Source organism: Marinobacter excellens LAMA 842 (assembly GCF_001574445.1).
In the GTDB taxonomy this organism is placed as follows: domain Bacteria; phylum Pseudomonadota; class Gammaproteobacteria; order Pseudomonadales; family Oleiphilaceae; genus Marinobacter; species Marinobacter shengliensis.
The window spans coordinates 52,683-72,116 of sequence record NZ_LOCO01000009.1; the positions used below are offsets into that span (position 1 = coordinate 52,683).

At 56.4% G+C, this 19,434-nt stretch carries 16 protein-coding genes and 2 tRNA genes; 10 read left to right on the top strand and 8 right to left on the bottom strand.

Going from position 1 to position 19,434, the window contains the following annotated elements:
* Nucleotides 1-32: 32 nt before the first annotated feature.
* The 3 genes from J122_RS09870 to der all read left to right on the top strand — a co-directional run bounded on the left by J122_RS09870 (nt 33) and on the right by der (nt 3,337).
* Nucleotides 33-689 carry a YfgM family protein gene (locus J122_RS09870; protein ID WP_061332160.1) on the top strand — a complete coding sequence of 219 codons (657 nt, stop codon included), beginning with the start codon at nt 33-35 and terminating at the stop codon, nt 687-689.
* Nucleotides 689-1,852 (top strand): outer membrane protein assembly factor BamB, encoded by a 1,164-nt coding sequence (gene bamB / locus J122_RS09875; protein ID WP_061332161.1) that lies wholly within the window; start codon nt 689-691, stop codon nt 1,850-1,852. Before J122_RS09870 ends, bamB begins: the two co-directional genes overlap by 1 nt.
* Before the next feature lie 63 nt (nt 1,853-1,915).
* Nucleotides 1,916-3,337, top strand: coding sequence for a ribosome biogenesis GTPase Der (gene der / locus J122_RS09880; protein WP_061332162.1), 1,422 nt, complete (start codon nt 1,916-1,918; stop codon nt 3,335-3,337).
* A 36-nt stretch (nt 3,338-3,373) separates the two neighbouring features.
* Here der and pta read toward each other — a convergent pair whose 3' ends face one another.
* The 3 genes from pta to J122_RS09895 are packed head-to-tail and all read right to left on the bottom strand — an operon-like array spanning nt 3,374 to nt 9,184.
* Complete coding sequence (pta, locus tag J122_RS09885; RefSeq protein WP_061332163.1) at nt 3,374-5,527, bottom strand: phosphate acetyltransferase; 2,154 nt, start codon at nt 5,525-5,527, stop codon at nt 3,374-3,376.
* A 27-nt stretch (nt 5,528-5,554) separates the two neighbouring features.
* The gene (locus J122_RS09890) at nt 5,555-6,742 is read right to left on the bottom strand and encodes an acetate/propionate family kinase (protein ID WP_061332164.1); all 1,188 of its coding nucleotides are present in this window, start codon (nt 6,740-6,742) and stop codon (nt 5,555-5,557) included.
* Between the two features lie 21 nt (nt 6,743-6,763).
* On the bottom strand, nt 6,764-9,184 hold the full coding sequence (locus J122_RS09895) for an EAL domain-containing protein (RefSeq protein WP_061332227.1): 2,421 nt from the start codon (nt 9,182-9,184) through the stop codon (nt 6,764-6,766).
* 255 nt (nt 9,185-9,439) lie between these two features.
* On the opposite strand from J122_RS09895, the gene ccoM reads away from it, so the two are divergent.
* Nucleotides 9,440-9,592, top strand: a complete 153-nt coding sequence (gene ccoM, locus J122_RS28045) for a cytochrome c oxidase subunit CcoM (RefSeq protein WP_197463835.1) — start codon at nt 9,440-9,442, stop codon at nt 9,590-9,592.
* Between the two features lie 33 nt (nt 9,593-9,625).
* On the opposite strand, the gene J122_RS09900 is transcribed toward ccoM, so the two are convergent.
* The 3 genes from J122_RS09900 to J122_RS09910 form a co-directional block, all read right to left on the bottom strand.
* Nucleotides 9,626-9,701: transfer RNA gene (locus J122_RS09900), tRNA-Glu, on the bottom strand.
* A gap of 85 nt (nt 9,702-9,786) precedes the next feature.
* Nucleotides 9,787-10,692 (bottom strand): TIGR01777 family oxidoreductase, encoded by a 906-nt coding sequence (locus tag J122_RS09905; RefSeq protein WP_061332165.1) that lies wholly within the window; start codon nt 10,690-10,692, stop codon nt 9,787-9,789.
* Between the two features lie 28 nt (nt 10,693-10,720).
* Nucleotides 10,721-11,098, bottom strand: coding sequence for a sirohydrochlorin chelatase (locus J122_RS09910; RefSeq protein ID WP_061332166.1), 378 nt, complete (start codon nt 11,096-11,098; stop codon nt 10,721-10,723).
* Nucleotides 11,099-11,190: 92 nt separating this feature from the next.
* Here J122_RS09910 and J122_RS09915 point away from each other — a divergent pair, with 92 nt between their 5' ends.
* The 5 genes from J122_RS09915 (at nt 11,191) to J122_RS09935 (ending at nt 15,515) form a co-directional block, all read left to right on the top strand.
* Complete coding sequence (locus J122_RS09915; RefSeq protein ID WP_061332167.1) at nt 11,191-11,793, top strand: DUF924 family protein; 603 nt, start codon at nt 11,191-11,193, stop codon at nt 11,791-11,793.
* 107 nt (nt 11,794-11,900) lie between these two features.
* A tRNA-Gly gene (locus tag J122_RS09920) sits at nt 11,901-11,976 on the top strand.
* Nucleotides 11,977-12,109: 133 nt separating this feature from the next.
* Nucleotides 12,110-12,907 carry an MOSC domain-containing protein gene (locus tag J122_RS09925; RefSeq protein WP_061332168.1) on the top strand — a complete coding sequence of 266 codons (798 nt, stop codon included), beginning with the start codon at nt 12,110-12,112 and terminating at the stop codon, nt 12,905-12,907.
* Between the two features lie 5 nt (nt 12,908-12,912).
* Nucleotides 12,913-14,850, top strand: coding sequence for an ATP-binding cassette domain-containing protein (locus J122_RS09930; protein WP_061332228.1), 1,938 nt, complete (start codon nt 12,913-12,915; stop codon nt 14,848-14,850).
* Nucleotides 14,847-15,515: a DUF6901 family protein gene (locus tag J122_RS09935; RefSeq protein ID WP_061332169.1), complete on the top strand. Its 669-nt coding sequence runs from the start codon at nt 14,847-14,849 to the stop codon at nt 15,513-15,515. The genes J122_RS09930 and J122_RS09935 overlap by 4 nt, the downstream gene beginning before the upstream one ends.
* 46 nt (nt 15,516-15,561) lie before the next feature.
* Here J122_RS09935 and J122_RS09940 read toward each other — a convergent pair whose 3' ends face one another.
* Nucleotides 15,562-15,993 (bottom strand): universal stress protein, encoded by a 432-nt coding sequence (locus J122_RS09940; RefSeq protein WP_058091192.1) that lies wholly within the window; start codon nt 15,991-15,993, stop codon nt 15,562-15,564.
* Nucleotides 15,994-16,123: 130 nt separating this feature from the next.
* The gene (locus J122_RS09945; protein WP_061332170.1) at nt 16,124-16,942 is read right to left on the bottom strand and encodes a hypothetical protein; all 819 of its coding nucleotides are present in this window, start codon (nt 16,940-16,942) and stop codon (nt 16,124-16,126) included.
* Between the two features lie 314 nt (nt 16,943-17,256).
* Between J122_RS09945 and fadB the strand changes: the two genes are divergently transcribed.
* Nucleotides 17,257-19,404: a fatty acid oxidation complex subunit alpha FadB gene (gene fadB, locus J122_RS09950; protein WP_061332171.1), complete on the top strand. Its 2,148-nt coding sequence runs from the start codon at nt 17,257-17,259 to the stop codon at nt 19,402-19,404.
* The last annotated feature ends 30 nt before the right edge of the window (nt 19,405-19,434 follow it).

Genomic DNA, 19,434 nt, shown 5'->3' on the forward strand with positions numbered 1-19,434 from the left:
AACAGCAACATTATTGATGAACAGGAGTTTACATGGCTGAGTTGCGCACCGAAGAGGAACAGATCCAGGCGATCAAGGACTGGTGGAAGAAGAACGGCAGTTCTCTGCTGATTGGTATCGGTGCTGCGCTGGCCATCGTATTCGGCTGGCAGGCCTGGCAGAACCACCAGGCTCAGCAGCGTGCGGAAGCGGCTAACCAGTTTGCCACTCTGCTCAATGCCTTTGCCGATGAATCCGACGAGAATGCCAGCGAAACCGTCGCATTTGTTGCCGAGACCCTTCGCAACGACTATGGCAAGAGCGCCTACGCCATCTATGGCAACCTGGTACTGGCTCGCCAACAGATGATGGTGGACGGTAACGCCGAGGCCGCCATTGACTCGCTGAGCTGGGCCCTGGACAAGGCAGCGGATTACCCGGCCCTGAGCCTGGTTGTGCGTAACCGACTGGCCCGGGCACAGTTTGCTGCCGAGCGGTACGATGACGCCCTCGCAACCCTGGATGGTGCGGCCAATGCCGACGCCTTTGCTGGCGTGTTCTCAGAATTGCGTGGGGACATCCTGCTCGCACAAGGTGACACCGACGGCGCCCGTGATGCCTACATCACGGCACGGGAGCAAAACCAACAGGGCCGCAGCGGTATTCTGGAACTTAAGCTCTCTGACCTTGGTGTCGGGGAGGGGGCCTGATGCGGGTAACTCGCAACAGGTTCGTTCGTTTTTCTCTGGCATCCTTGGTGGTGCTGCTCGTGGGCTGCAGCACCAAGGATACCTTTGAACAGCCGGTGCCGGTTCCTGAAATTGATGCCAGTGTTGAGTTCAAGCGTATCTGGACCATGTCAGTCGGTAAGGGGCATGATGACCAGTTTTTGCACCTGGCACCGTTGTACGCCGGCGACGTGATCTATGCAGCCTCTGCCGATGGCCTGCTGGTGGCGGTGGAGCCCGGGAATGGCAAGGCGCTCTGGCAGCGGCGGTCGAAAGACCGGATATTTGCCGGCTTCGGTGGCGACGGTAACCAGTTGTATTACATCACCCGCGATGCCGAACTGGTTGCCTTGTCACGGGAAACCAGCGAGGAGTTATGGCGGGCCTCATTACCGACCGAAGGTCTTGCTGCGCCCCAGTCCAATGGCTCTCTGGTGGTTGCGCAAACCACCGATGGCCGCGTTATCGGTTTCGATGCTGCTAATGGCGAACGCCTCTGGCAATACGACGGCCAGGTACCGGTGCTGTCCATGCGGACGGCGGCGGCTCCTTTGGTGGGCGGCGACATTGTGATTGCTTCTTTCGCCAACGGCCGTGTTATAGCGCTCACCGCGGATGCTGGCCAGCCGGTCTGGCAGTACGAGGTCGGGCAACCACAGGGCCGTACAGAACTGGAGCGGCTGGTGGATATCGGTGGCCAGCCGTTGGTCCTTGAATCGGCCATTATGGTGGCCGGGTACCAGGGCAAACTGGCGCTGGTTGATATTCGCTCCGGGCAGGAAATCTGGAGCCGCCGTGCTTCAAGTTTCTACTCGCCAAGTATCGGTGGTGGCAGCATCTTCCTGGCGGCGGCGAACGGCGACATTATTGCCTATCGGGGCAGCGACCGCCGTGAACTCTGGGTTCAGGACCGGTTGTCCTGGCGCCAGGTCACCCGGCCGGTGGCCAGTGGTGACTACGTGGTCACCGGGGATTACGAGGGCTACCTGCACGCACTGTCCCGTGAGGATGGCGCCTTGCAGGGCCAGCTGAAGTTCGACAGTGACGGTATCCGCGTACCGGTTCAGGTGATTGAAGATGGTAACCTGCTGGTTTACGGCAACGGTGGGCGAATGGCGGTCTATAGCCTGAAACCAAAAAAGTAACACCGTTCACATGATCAGCCCGGCATGAGCTGGGCTTTTGACCTTTTTATATAGCAGAACATTATGACCCCAGTTATTGCCCTGGTAGGACGCCCGAACGTGGGTAAGTCCACTCTTTTCAATCAGATGACCCGTTCCCGCGACGCCTTGGTGGCGGATTTTCCGGGTTTGACCCGTGACCGGAAATACGGAGAGGGTCAGTACGAGGGGCAGAAGTTCATTGTCATCGACACCGGTGGTTTGACCGGTGACGAGGTGGGGCTGGACGCAGAGATGGCCCGGCAGTCCATGCAGGCCGTTGAGGAAGCCGATATCGTCCTGTTTCTGGTCGACGGCAGGGCGGGGCTGACAGCCGGTGATGAGATGATTGCAGATCACCTGCGCCGTTCCGGCAAGCAGGCGCATCTGGTGGTGAACAAGACCGATGGCCAGGACCCGGATGTTGCCTCCGCCGATTTTTACTCCCTGGGTTTTGAGTCCACCTTCCCGATTGCGGCTGCCCATAACCGGGGTATCCGCTCGCTACTGGAAGTTCTGCTGCCTGGGCCGGTGGACGTTGAAGAGCAGGACCGGGCTGATCGGTACCCGGGTATTCGAATTGGAGTGGTCGGTCGCCCGAACGTAGGCAAGTCGACTCTGGTCAACCGGATGCTGGGTGAGGAACGGGTCGTTGTCTACGATATGCCCGGCACCACACGGGACAGCGTGTATATCCCCTACGAGCGGCACGGCCATCAGTACACCCTCATTGATACAGCCGGTGTGCGGCGCCGGAAGAACGTGAAAGAAGTGGTGGAGAAGTTCTCCATCATCAAAACCCTTCAGGCCATAGACGACGCCCATGTGGTTATTCTGGTGATTGATGCCCGGGAAGGCCTCGTTGACCAGGATATGCACCTGATTGGCTTTGTTCTGGATGCGGGCCGCTCCCTGGTGATTGCCATCAACAAATGGGATGGCATGGATCCGGAAGACCGCGAAAAGGTGAAAGAGCAGGTGGGGCGCCGCCTGGACTTCCTGGACTACGCCGACAAGTATTATATCTCGGCTTTGCACGGTACCGGTGTTGGCACCATGTACGAGTCTGTGCAGGCCTGTTATGAGTCCGCAATGGCCAAATGGCCAACCAATCGCTTGACCGCCATCCTGCAGGATGCCGTGGCCCAGCATCAGCCCCCCATGGTTCATGGTCGTCGTATCAAGCTGCGCTATGCCCACCAGGGTGGTTCTAACCCGCCGGTGGTGGTGGTGCATGGCAATCAGGTGGATTCGTTGCCCGGTGCTTATAAACGGTACCTGGAAAATACCTTCCGCAAGGTGCTGAAGGTGGTGGGCTCGCCCATCCGGTTTGAGTTCCGGTCTGGTGAAAACCCCTTCGCCACCAAGGTGGACCGCCTGACGCCGCGCCAGAAAGTGAAGAAAGACAACGACATCAAGAAGGGGCGCCGTGTGCGCAAAACCCGACAGAAGAGCGTCAAGCGCTGATCTGCCGGGCCGCGCCCATTCTGTAACGGGTTGGCGTTACGCCAACCCGGCACTCTCTACCTGGCGGGCCTGAACCGCTGTCAGGGCAATTGTGAAGACAATATCCTCCACCAGCGCCCCACGCGACAGATCGTTTACGGGTTTTCTCAGGCCTTGCAACATCGGGCCAACACTGACCACATTGGCACTTCTCTGAACCGCCTTGTAGGTGGTATTGCCGGTGTTGAGATCCGGGAACACAAATACCGTTGCCTTGCCGGCCACCTTGCTGTCGGGTGCCTTGGCCTTGCCGACACTTTCGATGGCTGCGGCGTCGTACTGCAGTGGGCCGTCTATCAACAGATCAGGGCGGCGTTCCCTGGCAATGCGAGTGGCTTCCCTGACTTTATCCACATCTGCGCCGGTGCCGGATTCCCCGGTGCTGTAGCTGATCATGGCAACCACGGGCTCGATGCCGAAGGCTTCGGCGGACTGGGCGCTCTGGATGGCAATATCTGCCAATTCCTCAGCGTTCGGGTCCGGGTTGATGGCGCAGTCACCGTAAACCAGGACCTGTTGGGGCAGGAGCATGAAGAATACCGATGAAACCACTTTGGCGTGATCGTGGGTTTTGATCAGCTGCAGAGCCGGTCGAACGGTATTGGCGGTGGTGTGAATGGCCCCTGACACCAGACCGTCGGCTTCATCCATGGCAACCATCATGGTGCCCAATACCACGTTGTCCTCGAGCATGGCTTCCGCCATGTCTTCAGTTAGCCCTTTGTGTTTTCGCAGTTCCACCATGGGCGCGATATAGCGATTACGGACTGACTGAGGGTCAAGTATCTCAAGGTCTTCGGGCAGTTCAACGCCCTGGGAGTTGGCAACCGATTGTATTTCTCGTGGATCACCGATCAGAACACAGCGGGCAAGTTTACGCTGGTGGCAAATGATGGCGGCCTGAACGGTTCTGGGTTCCGCACCTTCAGGCAGCACGATGCGTTTGTTGGCGGCCCGGGACCGTTCGGACAGTTGATAACGAAACGCTGGTGGCGACAGGCGCCCCTGGCGCTGAACCTTCAAATGTTCCTGCAGCCAGTCGGTATCGATTCGCGTAGCCACAGACTCCATGGCCTGTTCAATCCGATCGGGGTCATCGATGGGAATGGTGGCCGACAGGTTGGCAAGCATGTGGGCGGTTTCATAGGTATTGGTTGAAGAACTGAGCACCGGCAGCCCTGTTTCGAGTGCCCGCCGACACAGGTCAATTACCCTGTCATCGGGCATCAGGCCACCGGTGAGCATCAATCCGGCGAGCGGCACACCGTTGAGTGCTGCGACGGCTGTGGTCACGATGATGTCTTCCCGGTCGCCGGGGGTGACCAGCAAGGTGCCTGGCTTGAGGATGTCGGTCATGTTCCGGATGGTACGGGCGCACACAGAAACGCGCTGTACCCGCCGGGAGTGCATCTGGCCGCCATGGAGCACCGGTACCGCGAGCTCGCGGGCCACGTCGGAAACACGGGGTGCCAGCAAGTGCGGTTGCCAGGGGATTTCACCCAACAGGCGAAAGCGCCCGGTGTTGAATACCGAACAGGCGGTCTGATAATCGATGTCCTGATGCTGGTGATCGAGGTGCTGGTCCAGGGCAATGCCAGTTTTTTCCGGGGCACCAACCTTGTTCAGGATAACGCCGATCACGTCAGGGTCCGACGGGGCGGTAAAAATCCGGGCGGAGAAATCCAGTTCGTCGTCCAGTTCGGAAGCCGTGCAGGTTCTCGGGGCGCTGACGAGGATAACTTCGGAATTCAGGTTTCGAGCCACTTCCACATTCAGCCGGGCAATGTAGGCCTCGCTTCGGTCTGGCACTAGTCCCTCGATAATGACAACATCGAAGTCTTTGGCGACCTTCTGGTACTCCCCGACAATGGTTTCCAGCAGCAAGTCTGCCTTGCCGTGGTTCAGTAACTGTTGGGCTTGCTTGAGGGGCAGAGGGTCGGGTGTCTGCACGTGGCTGCGGGAGCGGACGAACTCTACCGAGGAGTCCTTGCCTTCGTTGTGCCGGGCCTCACCGTGATGCACCGATTGACTGAAAGGCTTGTAAAAACCGACGCTTACTCCTTCCCGTTCCAGGGCCCTCAGCAGGCCCAGGCATACGGAAGTGAGGCCCGAATCAAGGGATGTCGGGGCAATAAACAGACTCTTAGCCATAATGGTTCCTGGTTACGTCCTTGAATGTCAGTTTAGTTTAGCGAGCCGGCTGGCTTCTCTGGCAATCACCAGTTCCTCGTTGGTTGGGATGACCAGTACCGGAAAACGGGAATCCGCGTCACCAATATGGCCTTCACTGTACTGGCCGTGATGGTTGTTCAGGTCTGGATCGAGAGTAATGCCCAGTAATTTCAGGTGTTCGATCGTCTGGGCTCTGACTCTCGCACTGTTCTCTCCAATGCCACCGGTGAACACCAGGGCATCCAGATGGCTCAGGGACACCATCATGGCCCCGAAGTACTTCGCCAGGCGGAAGCAGAAGACATCGATGGCCAGTTGTGAAGGTTCGTGGCCATGGTCAGCCAGCTCGCACAGCGAGCGCATATCATTGGTCTGTCCAGACAGCCCGAGTAATCCACTGTCCTGGTTCAAAACCCTATGGGCTTCACTGGCACTGATACCGCGCCCGGCCAGGTAGTCAAACAGCCCCGGGTCGACGTCGCCACTTCGGGTGCCCATCACCAGCCCCTCCAGTGGTGTCAGCCCCATGCTGGTATCTTTGCTGATGCCGTTATCGATGGCAGTCATGCTGCAGCCGTTGCCAAGATGCGCTGAAATGATGGACGTCGTCGCCGGTGTCTTACCCAGGCGGCGCGATGCCTCATGGGCCATAAATTGATGGCTGGTGCCGTGAAACCCATAGCGCCGGATACCCCATTCCCGGTAATAGTGTTCAGGCAGGGCATACAGGAAGGCCCGCTTTGGCAGGCTCTGATGGAAAGCGGTGTCGAAAACCGCCACTTGCGGTACATCCGGAAACAGGCGCTGCATGGCGTTGATGCCAATCAGGTTGACCGGATTGTGAAGTGGCGCCAGTGAGGCACAATCCTCAATGGCCGTTATGGTCTTTTTGTCGATCAGTGCTGCCTCCCGAAAGGCCTCGCCACCATGAACCACCCGATGACCGATGGAGGCAGGCTCTCGGCTCATCAGGTTGCGATCGTAGAAAGCGTTCACCAGGGCCTGCAGGGCGTGGTCGTGTGAAGCGTTTGCGGGTAATGCAACCGGTACGCTGTCGCCGGAAATCTTTGCGATTGAGTCAGGGTTGTTCAACCGTTCAGCCAGTGCAGAAGCTTGTTTCTCGTGGTTGCTGTCGAACAGCGCGAGTTTGATAGAGGAACTGCCGCAGTTCACGACAAGTATTGTTTCGTCCATGCTTGGTGCCGTTTTGATGATTCAGAGATTGGCCCGATGATTGGTTTCCAGCCAGTGGATGAAATCCTGCTCGGGCATCGGGCGACTGTAGAAGTAGCCTTGGGAATAGTCGCAGTTTTCATTCTTGAGGAAGTGGGTTTGCCCCTCTTCTTCGACGCCCTCGGCGATGACTTTCAGTCCTAGACTGTGGGCCATGTTGATGATAGCGCGCACGAGTGAGGCGTCTCCACTTTCGTTCAACACATCCTGAATAAAGGACTTGTCGATCTTGAGTGTGTCGAACGGGTACGACTTCAGATAGCTGAGGGCCGAATAGCCGGTTCCGAAGTCGTCAACTGACAGCCGGATGCCGGTCCTGTCCAGTTGCCGAAGGATGTCGGCGGTTTCAATGGTGTTATCAAGAATGAGTCTTTCGGTAATCTCCAGCTCAAGGCATTCCGGTGGCAGCCCGCTGGCGTTGAGGGAGCGCATGACTGCATCGGTAAAGTCGGGGTCCCGGAACTGACGCGGCGACACATTGACAGCAATCGAAAGGGATTCGAGGCCGGTCATGGCTCGCCAGGCGACAGCGGCTTTGCAGGCCTCCTCGATAACCCATTCACCGATCGGGATGATCAGGCCGGTTTCTTCAGCCAGCGGAATGAAGCGGTCGGGCATGACCATACCCATAGTCGGGTTGTTCCAGCGCAGCAGCGCCTCGGCGCCGATCAATGAGCCGGAAGCGGTGTCCACTATCGGCTGGTAATACAGCTCGAGTTCTCCCAGCTCCAGCGCCTTGCGCATGTGCGACTCCATCTGAAGCCGCTCGTGGGACACTTCGGTCATTTCCGGCGTGAACTGGGCGTAGGAGCTCTTTCCTTTATGCTTGGCTTGATACATGGCGGCATCTGCATGCTGGAGCAATGTGCCACTGTTATCGGAGTCGGTTGGGAAGATGGCGATCCCGATACTGGTTGTCACAAAGACTTCCTGGCCATTGAGCATAAACGCGGGGGCAAAGGTTTTCAGAATCCTCTCCGCGACCTGGCATGAGGCCTCAGTTCCCGTGAGGCCCGGCAGAATAACCAGAAACTCATCCCCACCCAGGCGGGCAACGGTACTGGTGCCCCTGAGGCAGCTGGAGATACGACGGGCGGCCTCCACCAGCAGGGTATCGCCGGCATCGTGGCCCAGGGTGTCGTTTATGTGTTTGAAATTGTCGAGGTCCAGGAACATCACCCCCACCTGGGAATTGTCTCGGCGGGCCTGGGCCAGTGCCAGCTTGAGGCGATCCAGGGCCAACATCCGGTTTGGCAGGCCGGTCAGTATGTCATAATTGGCCTGGCGCAACAGTTGCTGTTCATAGCGCTTACGGATGCTGATGTCTTCACCGAGGATGAGGTAGCCGGTGGTGTCACCGTTATTATCGCGGATAGGGGTGACCACCAGCTGCTCCCAGTAGCGCTCACCATTGCGCCGGACGCTGTTGACTTCGCCTTGCCAAACACCAACCCGTTGTACCTGTAGCCGGATGGATTGCCAAAGATGGCGGGCGTCCTGAATGTCCATACTGTTTTCGATCAGGTGGGACGGATGTTTGCCAATGATGTCGTCTATAGTATGGCCGGTAAGTTGACTGAACTTTCGGTTAGCGTACTCGATTCGCCATTGCCGGTCACAGATCAGAACCGAAGAGGGGCTTTGATCAATGGCCTTGGAAAACTTCAGGATGTCGGCCGCATCGCGCTCGCGCCGGGCGACATCATCAATCAATCGCTCACGCATCTGGTTGATGGCATCCGTCACCATGCCCAGTTCATCCTTGCCATTGGCTGCACTGTCAGGACGGTCCAGCACCAGGGGCCTGGACAGGTTTTTCAGGGATAGATCCTTGGTGTAGTCGGCCATAGCGGTGAGGTGGCGGGTCACAAGGTGCTGGAATATCCACAGGATAAGCACGGAAACAAAAAAGACGATCAGAAACTGTGTGGCCAGAATTACACCGACTTTTCGCTGGAGTTCGCCATACACCCGTTCCAGGTTGGCGGTAATCTCAAGTTCTCCAAGCAGGAATTCATTTCCATCGCGCTGAATGAGTTTGAAACGATGGACAAGGGTATCGGCCTGCCTGGGAATTTCTCCCATGACGAGTTCGGAGTCAGGCTCGATTCGAAGCCGAAGGTGGGTAATATCCGGCAGGCTCAGGATGCCTTCCATCTGGGTTTGCAGCAATTTCTGATCGAGGGCCCAGAGGCTCCGGGCCAGGCTTGAGGCGTAGCCGGATTCAATCACTTCCATCCGTTCTTCGATCAGCGACAGGTCTCTACGGTAATCAGAATAGATCTGCACGCCCGCCGCCAGAAGCGTGAAGGCAGTACTGAACAATAGGATCCATGCCAGGAGCCTGAAAGAAAGCGGAGAGGCTGTGCGAATACGCCTCAATCGGGGCATGAATTCTGGCATGTTGTGAACTTCGCTATCACATTGGATATCAGGCATAAGATGCGCAGAGTAGGTGCTTATCCTGTTATCGACTATAGCAGTAGTTTATGTCGAATGCGCTGCAAATACAGGAAATAACGGAATAATTCGGGCGGTGTTTCGCAGTTTGTGAAATGAAAGAGGTGATAGTTGCCTTTGACACAGATCAATACGGGGTTGGTCGCCCGGGCGTAACCTGAGCTTAATCAAGTTTCAGATAGAGCAGGAGTTAACGCTATGTATATGGATGCAGTGGTTATCGCGGGTATTGCAACCGTGTTGCTGATGGTTGGCTTTTTTGTGGGGGTTGGGATTTTCGTAGTGAAAGACCAGAAAGCCCATGGAGGAAAAGGTCACAAAGGACACCATCGAGGGCAGGGTGGTGGCTAACCGGCAAGAAATCGCCTAACCGATTGAAAAAATTGGCGTCCCCTAGGGGGTTCGAACCCCTGTTGCCGCCGTGAAAGGGCGGAGTCCTAGGCCACTAGACGAAGGGGACGCAACGTTTTCAACAACTTGCCTCGTCGAGGTGGCGCGTATATTAAGTAAGGCCTTTTGCCCTGTCAACGGTTTTTTTGAAAAAATTACCCCGCCACGCTGTCCGCCAATGCTGGTTCCAATTCGGCGTATTTGAACCGGAAGCCCTCATGCTGCAGTTTCGCCGGAACTGCTTTCTGCCCGGTGAGTAACAGCCCTGCCATCTCACCCAGTGCCAGTTTGAGCACCGGCGCGGGGGCCGGGAATACCGTGGGCCGATGAACAACCTTGCCAAGGGTTTTGGTGAACTCCCGGTTAGTGGCCGGATTGGGGCTTACCATGTTGTAGGCTCCCTTCGCGTGGGGGTTCTCAAGCATCCAGATAAGCCCTGAAACCACATCATCCCTATGCACCCAAGGCATGTACTGTTGCCCGTTGCCAAGGCGACCGCCAAGGCCAAGCCGGAAAGGCAGGATCATTCTCTGCAGGAAGCCGCCACCTCTGCCAGTCACAATGCCGGTGCGACACAGGCAAACCCTGGTGCCCAGTTCTTCCATAGACAGTGCTGCCTGTTCCCAGTCACGGCACAATTCATGGGTGAACTCCGGATGTGGGTGGGTCTCCTCTGTTACCAGATGATTGCCCTGATTTCCGTAGTAGCCCACAGCAGAACCAGATACCAAAACTTCAGGCGGGCTTTGCCAGCTTCTGCATACATCAACCAAAGTCCGGGTTAGGCCAATACGACTGTCTCGCAGGGCCTGTTTTCGGGACGCCGTCCAGCGCTTATCGGCGATCCCTTCGCCGGCCAGATTGATGATGGCGTGGTACCCTTGATGCCCTTCAAGAAGCTTCAGGTCTGATGTCGCTTCTACCCGACCACACAGTGCCCGAACCGTATCTGCCGGTTGTCGACTGAGAACGGTCAGCCCGTACCCTTTGTTGGCCAGCTCGCGGCAGAGTATGGTGCCGATAAAACCGGTACCACCGGTAATCAGGATTTTTTTCTCCATGGTGATCTCCTCCTGTCGGCTGATGGTATCAGGAACCGCTATTCTCCAGCTCCTGGAGCACAACATCCCGGATGGCATCGCCCAGCTGAGGGTTCTGGCCGATGGGCGGCGCCAGTTTGATCTGGACACCATGCTGGCTTTCCAGGTCTGCGATCATTGCCGGTACATCTTTGCGCAGGTGCCGGCCTGCTGCCAGGAACAGGGGAACCACGGTAAAGTGCTCGGTACCATCGGCTTTGCCCTGGCTCACGATGGTTTCCAGCGAGGGTTCGGCCAGCTCCATGTAGGCGATGGCGGCGTTCTCAACCGACTTGAGTGTTGGTGCTGCCAGTTGTTCAAAGGTTTCACACCATCGTTGGTCACTGCTGCCGTGGGCCAGCAGAATGATTCGGTGAGGCTGGGTCATGGTTGCTCCTGGGTGGTCAAATGGAATGCTTCGGTCGTAATCAAATAAGATCCTGTACACCCGCTGATTTAAATGTAACAGGGAGTCGGTAAATGTTCGATTGGAAAGAGCTTCTGGATTTCTGGTTTGGAAAATTGGATGAGCATGGGCTGCCGGACGCCGATCACCGAAACCGTTGGTTTCGGTCCGATCGGAAGTTTGACCAGGAAATTCGAAGGCGCTTTCTTTCGCTGGTGCTGTTCGCCTCTGAGCAGGGTTTGGAGCATTGGCGAAATGAAGCGGGAGGCGCATTGGCTGAAATACTGCTGCTCGATCAGTTTACCCGTAACATCTTCCGTGGCGGTGCCCTGGCGTTCGAAAGTGATCGGCTGGCCCGCAATTTGAGCAGGCAGGCAATGGATAGGGGGCAGGATCTTGAGTTGCCGCTCATTCAACGGGCGTTTCTTTATATGCCCATGCAGCATTCTGAGCTCAAGAAGGACCAGGATTTGTCAGTGGCATGTTATGAGCAGTTGGTTGCCAGTGCCGACGGCTTACTCGCCGAATTTTTGGGTAGCTTCCTGCAGTCGGCCGTAGATCACCGGGATATCGTGCTGCAATTTGGCCGCTTCCCCCATCGGAACAAGGCGCTGGGGCGAACATCCACGGAGGCAGAGCAGGCCTATTTGGCGGGCGGTCGCCGATTTGGTCAGTAAAACGGCGCGGTTGAAGGTAATCACAAATTTTTAACAAAAATTGTTGACGGCCGAACGCTGATCAGTAGAATACGCAGCCGTTGAGAGGCAACGCCCTCTGACAGCAAGCGGGAATAGCTCAGTTGGTAGAGCACAACCTTGCCAAGGTTGGGGTCGCGAGTTCGAATCTCGTTTCCCGCTCCAGATTCAGGAAAAACCCGGCCCACAAGGCCGGGTTTTTTGTTTCCTGTTCCGCATTTCTCCCCCATGGACAAGGTTTCGTCGGTTATACTCGCTCACTTCCATCCCAAACCTGTTACTTGCAAGGGTGGTCATCATGCGCGTTCAATCCCTCTTTATATACCCGGTCAAGTCCCTGGCTGGCATCGAAGTGTCGTCATTCGAACTGGATGAATTCGGACCCGCCGGGGACCGGCGTTGGATGCTGGTGGGCGATCAGGGGCAGTTTATAACCCAGCGACAGCTACCTTTGTTGGCAAACGTTACGACCCATATAGGGCCTCAGGGTGTTGAGATCGGTGTTCCGGGGCAGGGTGACTTCGTCCTCAAGCCCGGCAATGGCAGGATGGCGGTCAAGGTCTGGCGCGATACCGTGGACGCCTTGACCGGCCCAGAGCCGGCCGATGCGGCGATCAGTCGTTACCTTGGCCAGTCCCTTCGTTTTGTGTACATGCCCGATGAGAGTGTTCGTCGTGTAGACCCGTTGCGGGTGCCAGAAAATCGCCGGGTTGGATTTGCCGATGGGTTCCCCTTGCTGATAACCAATCAGGCTTCCCTCGACGAGCTCAATAGCCGGCTGGCCAATGCCGTGGATATGCGCCGTTTCCGGCCGAACGTTGTCATTTCAGGGGCTGAGGCCTGGTCTGAAGATGGCTGGCAAAGTATTACCGTCGGTGAAACCCGGTTTGCGGTCGCAAAACCCTGTTCCCGGTGCGTAATGACCACGGTGGACCCGGATACTGGCCTGAAAGATCCGGATACCGAGCCCCTCAGAACGCTCTCCCGTTATCGCAAAACCGGGGATGGTGTGATTTTCGGCCAGAACGTCGTTCACCAGGGTAGCGGGCGCCTTTCGGTCGGCGATGCCGTAGACATTTCCCAACAGGAGTCTTGATCAAGGTGCCTTTGTTAACACTGGAAAAAATATCCCTGGCCTTCGGCATGCATCCATTGCTGGATGATGCAACCCTGATGATTGATCCCGGGGAGCGGGTGTGCCTTCTCGGGCGTAACGGCGAGGGCAAGTCAACGCTACTGAAAATCGTCAGTGGTGACGTCACTCCGGATGCGGGTGTTGTCCGGCTTGAGGAGGGCTCGGTGCTTGCGGTATTGCCTCAGAGCTTGCCGGCAGACGATGCCCGGACGGCTTACGATGTTGTTGCCTCGGCGTTTCCGGAAACCGGCGCACTCTTGGCGGAGTTTCATCGGCTGTCCCAAAGTGCTGATGAGGCTTCCATGGATAGTCTGATGAAGGTCCAGGAGCGCCTTGAGTCATTGGATGGCTGGCGCCTCGATCAAAAGGTGAACACCATTCTGGGGCAATATGGTATCGACCCGGACCGCCGCCTCAACACGCTCTCAGGTGGGTGGCAACGCCGGGTTTTACTGGCAAAGGCTTTGGTGGCAGAGCCAGATATACTGTTGCTGGACGAGCCAACTAACCACCTTGATGTGCCCGCTATTGCCTGGCTGGAGGAGGCCTTGACCCAGTTTCGTGGGGCGATGCTGTTTGTCAGCCATGATCGGGCGTTTATACGGCGCATGGCCACTCGGGTGGTCGAACTTGACCGTGGTCAGCTGATCAGTTTCGCTGCCAGTTATGACCGGTATCTCGAGCTCAAGGAGAAGGCGCTGGAAGATGAAGAGCGCCAAAACGCATTGTTCGATAAGCGCCTGAAACAGGAAGAGGCCTGGATTCGTCAGGGCATCAAGGCCCGCCGCACCAGGAACATGGGCCGTGTGCGGGCCTTGAAGGCCATGCGCGAGGAGCATCGACAGCGTAGGGTGCGGGGAGGCACGGCAAACTTCTCAGTGGAAGAGGCGGCGAAATCCGGCAAGCTGGTGGCAGAGTCGCGACAGGCAGGCTTCTCATACCCGGGCGGTCACCAGGTTGTGCGCGATATGGACCTGACGGTGATCCGGGGCGACAAGATTGGTCTGGTGGGAGAGAATGGCACCGGTAAAACCACTTTGGTCAGATTGCTGCTGGGAGAGCTTGAGCCTACCGAGGGTAGTATCCGCTTGGGGACCAACCTGCAGGTGGCGTACTTTGATCAGCTCCGGGGCGAGCTGGACCTTTCCCGTAACGCCCTTGATAACCTGGCTGAAGGTCGCGAGTTTATTGATATCAACGGCCAGAGCAAACATGTTCTGGGCTATCTTCAGGAATTCCTGTTTACGCCTGAACGTGCCCGTTCTCCGGTCAGGGTGTTCTCCGGTGGTGAGCGGGCGCGCCTGTTGTTGGCCAAGCTTTTCAGTAAGCCGGCCAATATACTGGTGTTGGATGAACCTACCAATGACCTGGATGTCGAAACCCTTGAACTGTTGGAAGAACAATTAGGGAACTTTAACGGCACAGTCATCGTCATCAGTCACGATCGGGAATTTCTCGATAACGTGGTGACGGATACCATCTTTCTGGATGGCTCCGGTTCGGTACGGGAGTACGTTGGAGGGTACACAGACTGGCGTCGACAGGGCGGCAGGTTTCCTTCGGAGACCTCCGGAAGTCGCCTCGACAAGCAGGACAAGCGTGATAAATCCGACAGTTCGGACAAAAATACGCAGCCGGTGCCAGAGACTGTGTCACAGTCGGCAAAACCAAAGGCCGCAAAGCTGAGTTACAAGCTTAAACTGGAGTTGGAACAGTTGCCTGGCAAGATTGAGGCACTGGAGCGTGAGGTGGCAGAACTTCAGGAATCCATTTCTGCCCCGGACTTTTATTCAGGCCCACCGGACGAAGTCTCAGCCACTCTTGAAAAGTTGTCGGAAACGGAAACCCGACTTGAGTCGGTCATCGAGCGGTGGATGGAGCTGGAAGAACAGGCGAGTCAATGAATATCAATTATAATTTCAAATTTCATGATGGACGAAACATCGAATTCAAGGTGACCGGTGAGCCGGCGAAGCCACCGGTCTCGGGATTCCCTTCCTGGGTCAGGCTTGAGCACTGCAAGTGCTCAAATTGTCCGCTGAAAGCGGGGGAGGTGGAATACTGCCCGGCGGCGGTTGAAATCCTGCCGGTGGTTGAGGCGTTTCAGGCCGAAGATGCCTACCAGAAAGTAGATGTAGAGGTCACCGACGACCGGCGCACTTACTCCAAGCAGACGACGCTTGAGGAAGCGCTGCGTTCGTTACTTGGGCTGAAGATGGCAACCAGTGGCTGCCCGGTACTGTCAGAACTCAAACCGATGGCGCTGCATCATCTTCCATTCGCTAACAGCGACGAATTCGTTATGCGGAGCGTCGGCTACTATCTGCTGCAGCAATTGTTTGCCCAGCGGAACCAGGAGCAGGCTGATTGGGAGCTAAAAGGGCTGGTAGAACGGAATCAGAGGCTTCAGTTAGTGAATCAGGCGCTTTGGCAACGGATTCATGCGGTCTGCAAAGGCGACAGCAACCTAAAGGCATTGCTGAATTTCTTCTCCATGGCATCGAGTGTCAGCGTGTCACTGGAGAGTCAACTCAGAAAACTGCAGGCGAGAATGAAAGGGGAGGCGTAAGCCTCCCTTTGTCATGGTGCCTCAACCGGCGTTTGGGCGGGGTGGCTTAGTGAATCCGGATGGCCAGAACGTCGCACTGGGTGCCGTGCAGTACGCCGTTGGCAGTTGAGCCCAGAAGCAACTGAAACCCCTTGCGGCCATGGCTGCCAACGATCACCAAATCAACGCCCTGGTCTTTTACCAGACGATGGATTTCGGATTCCGGACGGCCAACCGTGACGATCTGGTGGCTTTTCGGCACGCCATGCTGGTCACCGTACTTCGCCAGCTGCTCGCGGGCGGCTTTGTCCAACTGGTCCTGAAGTTCGGTGAGGTCCATCGGGATATCACCACCGTAAGCGTAACCCACCGGCTCAACAACATGGACGAGAAAAAGCTCGGCACCATAGGCGTCGCAGATCGCTTTTGCTTTGTTCAGAACCTGCGGGGCTTCTTCTGTCAGGTCAATGGCAACCAGCATCTTGTTGTAGGTCGACATTCAGTCACTCCTTTGCGAATTGGGGTAATAGTCAGTATCAACAGTTTATACGAGAAAGTGTAGCGGGATTCTGACGGGCATCAACAGGAAGGGAAACTTCGGGCGGATCGTTAATCCGCCCGAAGACACATCAGGCGTTACTTTCGAGGATTTCGATGGTGGTGGTCAGGCTGCGAATGATCCCTTTGGAATAGCGGTCAATGACGAAGCTGACGTTGTTTTCGTTGTAGTTGATGTAGGAGCTGCGGATGAACTGCCATTTGGAGCTGACATCATCAATGGCGGCCTTGAGCTCAGCACTGGCGGAGCCGGATTGTACCCGGGCCAGCAAGCTGTCAAACATCAGAGCCTGCTGGTCCAGCGACGCTTCGTCTGATGCGCCCTGGAACGTCTGGGCCACGGACGAGTGGGTGCGCGCGGAGTACCTTGCCATCATTTGTGCCATCACCACGGCCGCGGAGCGTGCAGACTCAATACGCGCGTCAGCCTGGGTGCCGCTGTTCTCCTGGGCAACACCATAAAGCTCTGTAGCACGCTCGTTCATGCTTGACGCCTTGTTTGCGAGATCGGCCATCAGGCGGAGGTCAGGGTAGCCGCGATCCCGGACTTCGTTGATGTTTCCGCGCATGAGATCCTTGAACTGATCGAAATCCTGATTGAGTCCTTCTACTTGTTGTGGCGACAGAACGCCACTGGTGCTGGCGATCACGGCGTTCATCGCATTATTGGAGGCATTGATACTGCCCACGATACGATTGAGGGCTTCCGTGTCGCCGTTGGCGCTGAATGCGTAGAACGAGTCCAGGGCCAGATAATTGTTGATGCGGAAATCGTGCAGATCTGACAGGAAGTCTGCGCCGGTGTCCTGTGCCTGGGCGCCAAACGCGGTCAGGGATAGTAGTAGCAGTGCGGCAAGCAGTGACTGAATGCGCAGGCGAGCGTCTTTCATCGGATGAGTCTCCGTAATACTGTTTTATTATTGTGGACTAAAGTCGCATCTCGAAGTTAAAGTAACTCTGCCGGCTAATCAAGTAGTTTCCGGCTCTTACAGGCTGTACTCCCTTTTTTCTTCAGGTTTCATCAAGAAACAAATTGACAAACGCGTCTTTTTTTTTCATCGTGTGTCCTCACGATTCAAACGACTGTATGAATTTTTTGGATCGAATGATCGGGCAGTGACCGAAATCTCGCTGCACAGGCAGTCGGCTCGGCGTTTCGCCAACCGGTTGTCAGCAGTTCCAAACACAGACTGGAGATCAGTTGATGATTTACGAAGGTAAAGCCATCACGGTTAAAGAGATCGAAGGCGGGATCGCTCAGTTGGACTTTGACTTGCAGGGCGAGTCAGTTAACAAGTTCAACCGTCTCACCATCGAAGAGCTGGGCGCCGCAGCTGAAGCACTCAAATCCCAGAAGAACCTCAAGGGCCTGGTAGTCACCAGCTCCAAGGACAGCTTTATTGTCGGTGCGGATATCACCGAGTTCACCGAGCTGTTTGCAGGTTCCGAGGAAGACCTCGTTGCTAACAACCTGAAGGCGAACGAAGTTTTCAACGCCATCGAAGATCTGCCGTTCCCGACGGTTACCGCTATCAACGGTATCGCTCTGGGCGGTGGTTTTGAGATGTGTCTGGCCACCGACTACCGTGTTATGGCTCCCAAGGCCAAGGTTGGTCTGCCGGAAGTGAAGCTGGGTATCTTCCCGGGCTTTGGCGGTACTGTACGTCTGTCCCGTCTGGTGGGTGTGGACAACGCCGTTGAGTGGATTGCCGGTGGTACTGAAAACCGTGCCGATGCCGCACTGAAGGTTGGTGCTGTTGATGCCGTGGTTGAAGCCGACAAGCTGGTAGCCGCTGCCGTTGCCATTATCAACCAGTGCAACGAAGGCAAGCTGGATAACCTGGCCCGTCGTGAAGAGAAGAAAGGCAAGATCAAGCTGAACGCCATGGAAAGCATGATGGCGTTCGAGATTTCCAAGGCGTTCGTGGCCGGCAAGGCTGGCAAGAACTACCCGGCGCCGGTGGAAGCCATCAAGACCATGCAGAAGCATGCCGGCATGACTCGTGACAAGGCGATCGAAGTGGAAGCCAAAGGCTTCGCCAAGATGGCCAAGACCAACGTTGCCGCGTGTCTGGTTGGTCTGTTCCTGAACGACCAGGCCCTGAAGAAGAAAGCCAGCGCTTGGGAAAAAGAAGCTTCCGACGTGAAACTGGCTGCGGTATTGGGCGCTGGTATCATGGGTGGCGGTGTAGCGTTCCAGTCTGCACTGAAAGGCACCCCGATTGTCATGAAGGACATCAATCAGGACGGCATCAAGCTGGGCCTGAATGAAGCCAAGAAGCTGCTGTCCAAGCGTGTTGCCAAGGGCAAGATGGACGCCGGCCAGATGGGCGACGTTCTGAACAACATCACGCCGACCCTGAACTACGGTGATTTCAAGAGCGTAGATCTGGTTGTTGAAGCGGTTGTTGAGAACCCGAAGGTTAAAGATGCGGTTCTGCGTGAAACTGAAGACGCGGTTCGCGAGGACACCATCCTGACGTCCAACACCTCTACCATCTCCATCAACCTTCTGGCCAAGAACCTGAAGCGTCCGGAGAACTTCTGTGGCATGCACTTCTTCAACCCGGTGCACATGATGCCGCTGGTTGAGGTTATCCGTGGCGAGAAGACCAGTGACCGCGCCATCGCGACCACTGTTGCTTACGCCAAGGCCATGGGCAAGACCCCGATCGTGGTCAACGATTGCCCGGGCTTCCTGGTTAACCGTGTTCTGTTCCCGTATTTCGGTGGATTTGCCGCGCTGCTGCGTGACGGTGCTGATTTCCAGAAGATCGACAAGGTGATGGAAAAGTTCGGCTGGCCCATGGGCCCGGCTTACTTGCTCGACGTTGTGGGTATGGACACTGCCAAGCACGCCAACGAGGTGATGGCAGAGGGCTTCCCGGATCGCATGAAGGCCGACTTCAAGTCTGGCATTGACGTGATGTTCGAGAACAACCGTTACGGTCAGAAGAACGACAAGGGCTTCTACAAGTACGAAGAGGACAAGAAGGGCAAGCCGAAGAAAGTTGTCGACGAAGAAACCTACAAGCTTATCGAGCCTGTGGTTAACGGCAGCAAGGACTTCGACGAAGAAGAAATCATCGCCCGCATGATGATTCCTCTGTGCCTGGAAACCGTTCGCTGCCTGGAAGACAACATTGTTGAAGACCCGGCCGATGCAGACATGGGCCTGATCTACGGTATCGGTTTCCCTCCGTTCCGTGGTGGTGCTCTGCGCTACATCGACGACATGGGCGTCGACAAGTTCGTCGAACTGGCAGACAAGTACGCAGATCTTGGCCCGCTGTACGCGCCGACCGAGAAGCTGCGTGAAATGGCCAAGACCGGCAAGAAGTTCTTTGGCTAACCCTAACGAGATTTCCGAACGGAGAAAGAT

What these genes read in the sequence shown, in the direction of transcription:
- ccoM (WP_197463835.1), top strand. Translation starts at nt 9,440, where the DNA reads ATGTATATGGATGCAGTGGTTATCGCGGGTATTGCAACCGTGTTGCTG.
- J122_RS09910 (WP_061332166.1), bottom strand. Translation starts at nt 11,098, where the DNA reads ATGACCCAGCCTCACCGAATCATTCTGCTGGCCCACGGCAGCAGTGAC.
- J122_RS09915 (WP_061332167.1), top strand. Translation starts at nt 11,191, where the DNA reads ATGTTCGATTGGAAAGAGCTTCTGGATTTCTGGTTTGGAAAATTGGAT.
- J122_RS09870 (WP_061332160.1), top strand. Translation starts at nt 33, where the DNA reads ATGGCTGAGTTGCGCACCGAAGAGGAACAGATCCAGGCGATCAAGGAC.
- J122_RS09905 (WP_061332165.1), bottom strand. Translation starts at nt 10,692, where the DNA reads ATGGAGAAAAAAATCCTGATTACCGGTGGTACCGGTTTTATCGGCACC.
- der (WP_061332162.1), top strand. Translation starts at nt 1,916, where the DNA reads ATGACCCCAGTTATTGCCCTGGTAGGACGCCCGAACGTGGGTAAGTCC.
- J122_RS09890 (WP_061332164.1), bottom strand. Translation starts at nt 6,742, where the DNA reads ATGGACGAAACAATACTTGTCGTGAACTGCGGCAGTTCCTCTATCAAA.
- J122_RS09935 (WP_061332169.1), top strand. Translation starts at nt 14,847, where the DNA reads ATGAATATCAATTATAATTTCAAATTTCATGATGGACGAAACATCGAA.
- J122_RS09945 (WP_061332170.1), bottom strand. Translation starts at nt 16,942, where the DNA reads ATGAAAGACGCTCGCCTGCGCATTCAGTCACTGCTTGCCGCACTGCTA.
- bamB (WP_061332161.1), top strand. Translation starts at nt 689, where the DNA reads ATGCGGGTAACTCGCAACAGGTTCGTTCGTTTTTCTCTGGCATCCTTG.
- J122_RS09925 (WP_061332168.1), top strand. Translation starts at nt 12,110, where the DNA reads ATGCGCGTTCAATCCCTCTTTATATACCCGGTCAAGTCCCTGGCTGGC.
- fadB (WP_061332171.1), top strand. Translation starts at nt 17,257, where the DNA reads ATGATTTACGAAGGTAAAGCCATCACGGTTAAAGAGATCGAAGGCGGG.
- J122_RS09895 (WP_061332227.1), bottom strand. Translation starts at nt 9,184, where the DNA reads ATGCCAGAATTCATGCCCCGATTGAGGCGTATTCGCACAGCCTCTCCG.
- pta (WP_061332163.1), bottom strand. Translation starts at nt 5,527, where the DNA reads ATGGCTAAGAGTCTGTTTATTGCCCCGACATCCCTTGATTCGGGCCTC.
- J122_RS09940 (WP_058091192.1), bottom strand. Translation starts at nt 15,993, where the DNA reads ATGTCGACCTACAACAAGATGCTGGTTGCCATTGACCTGACAGAAGAA.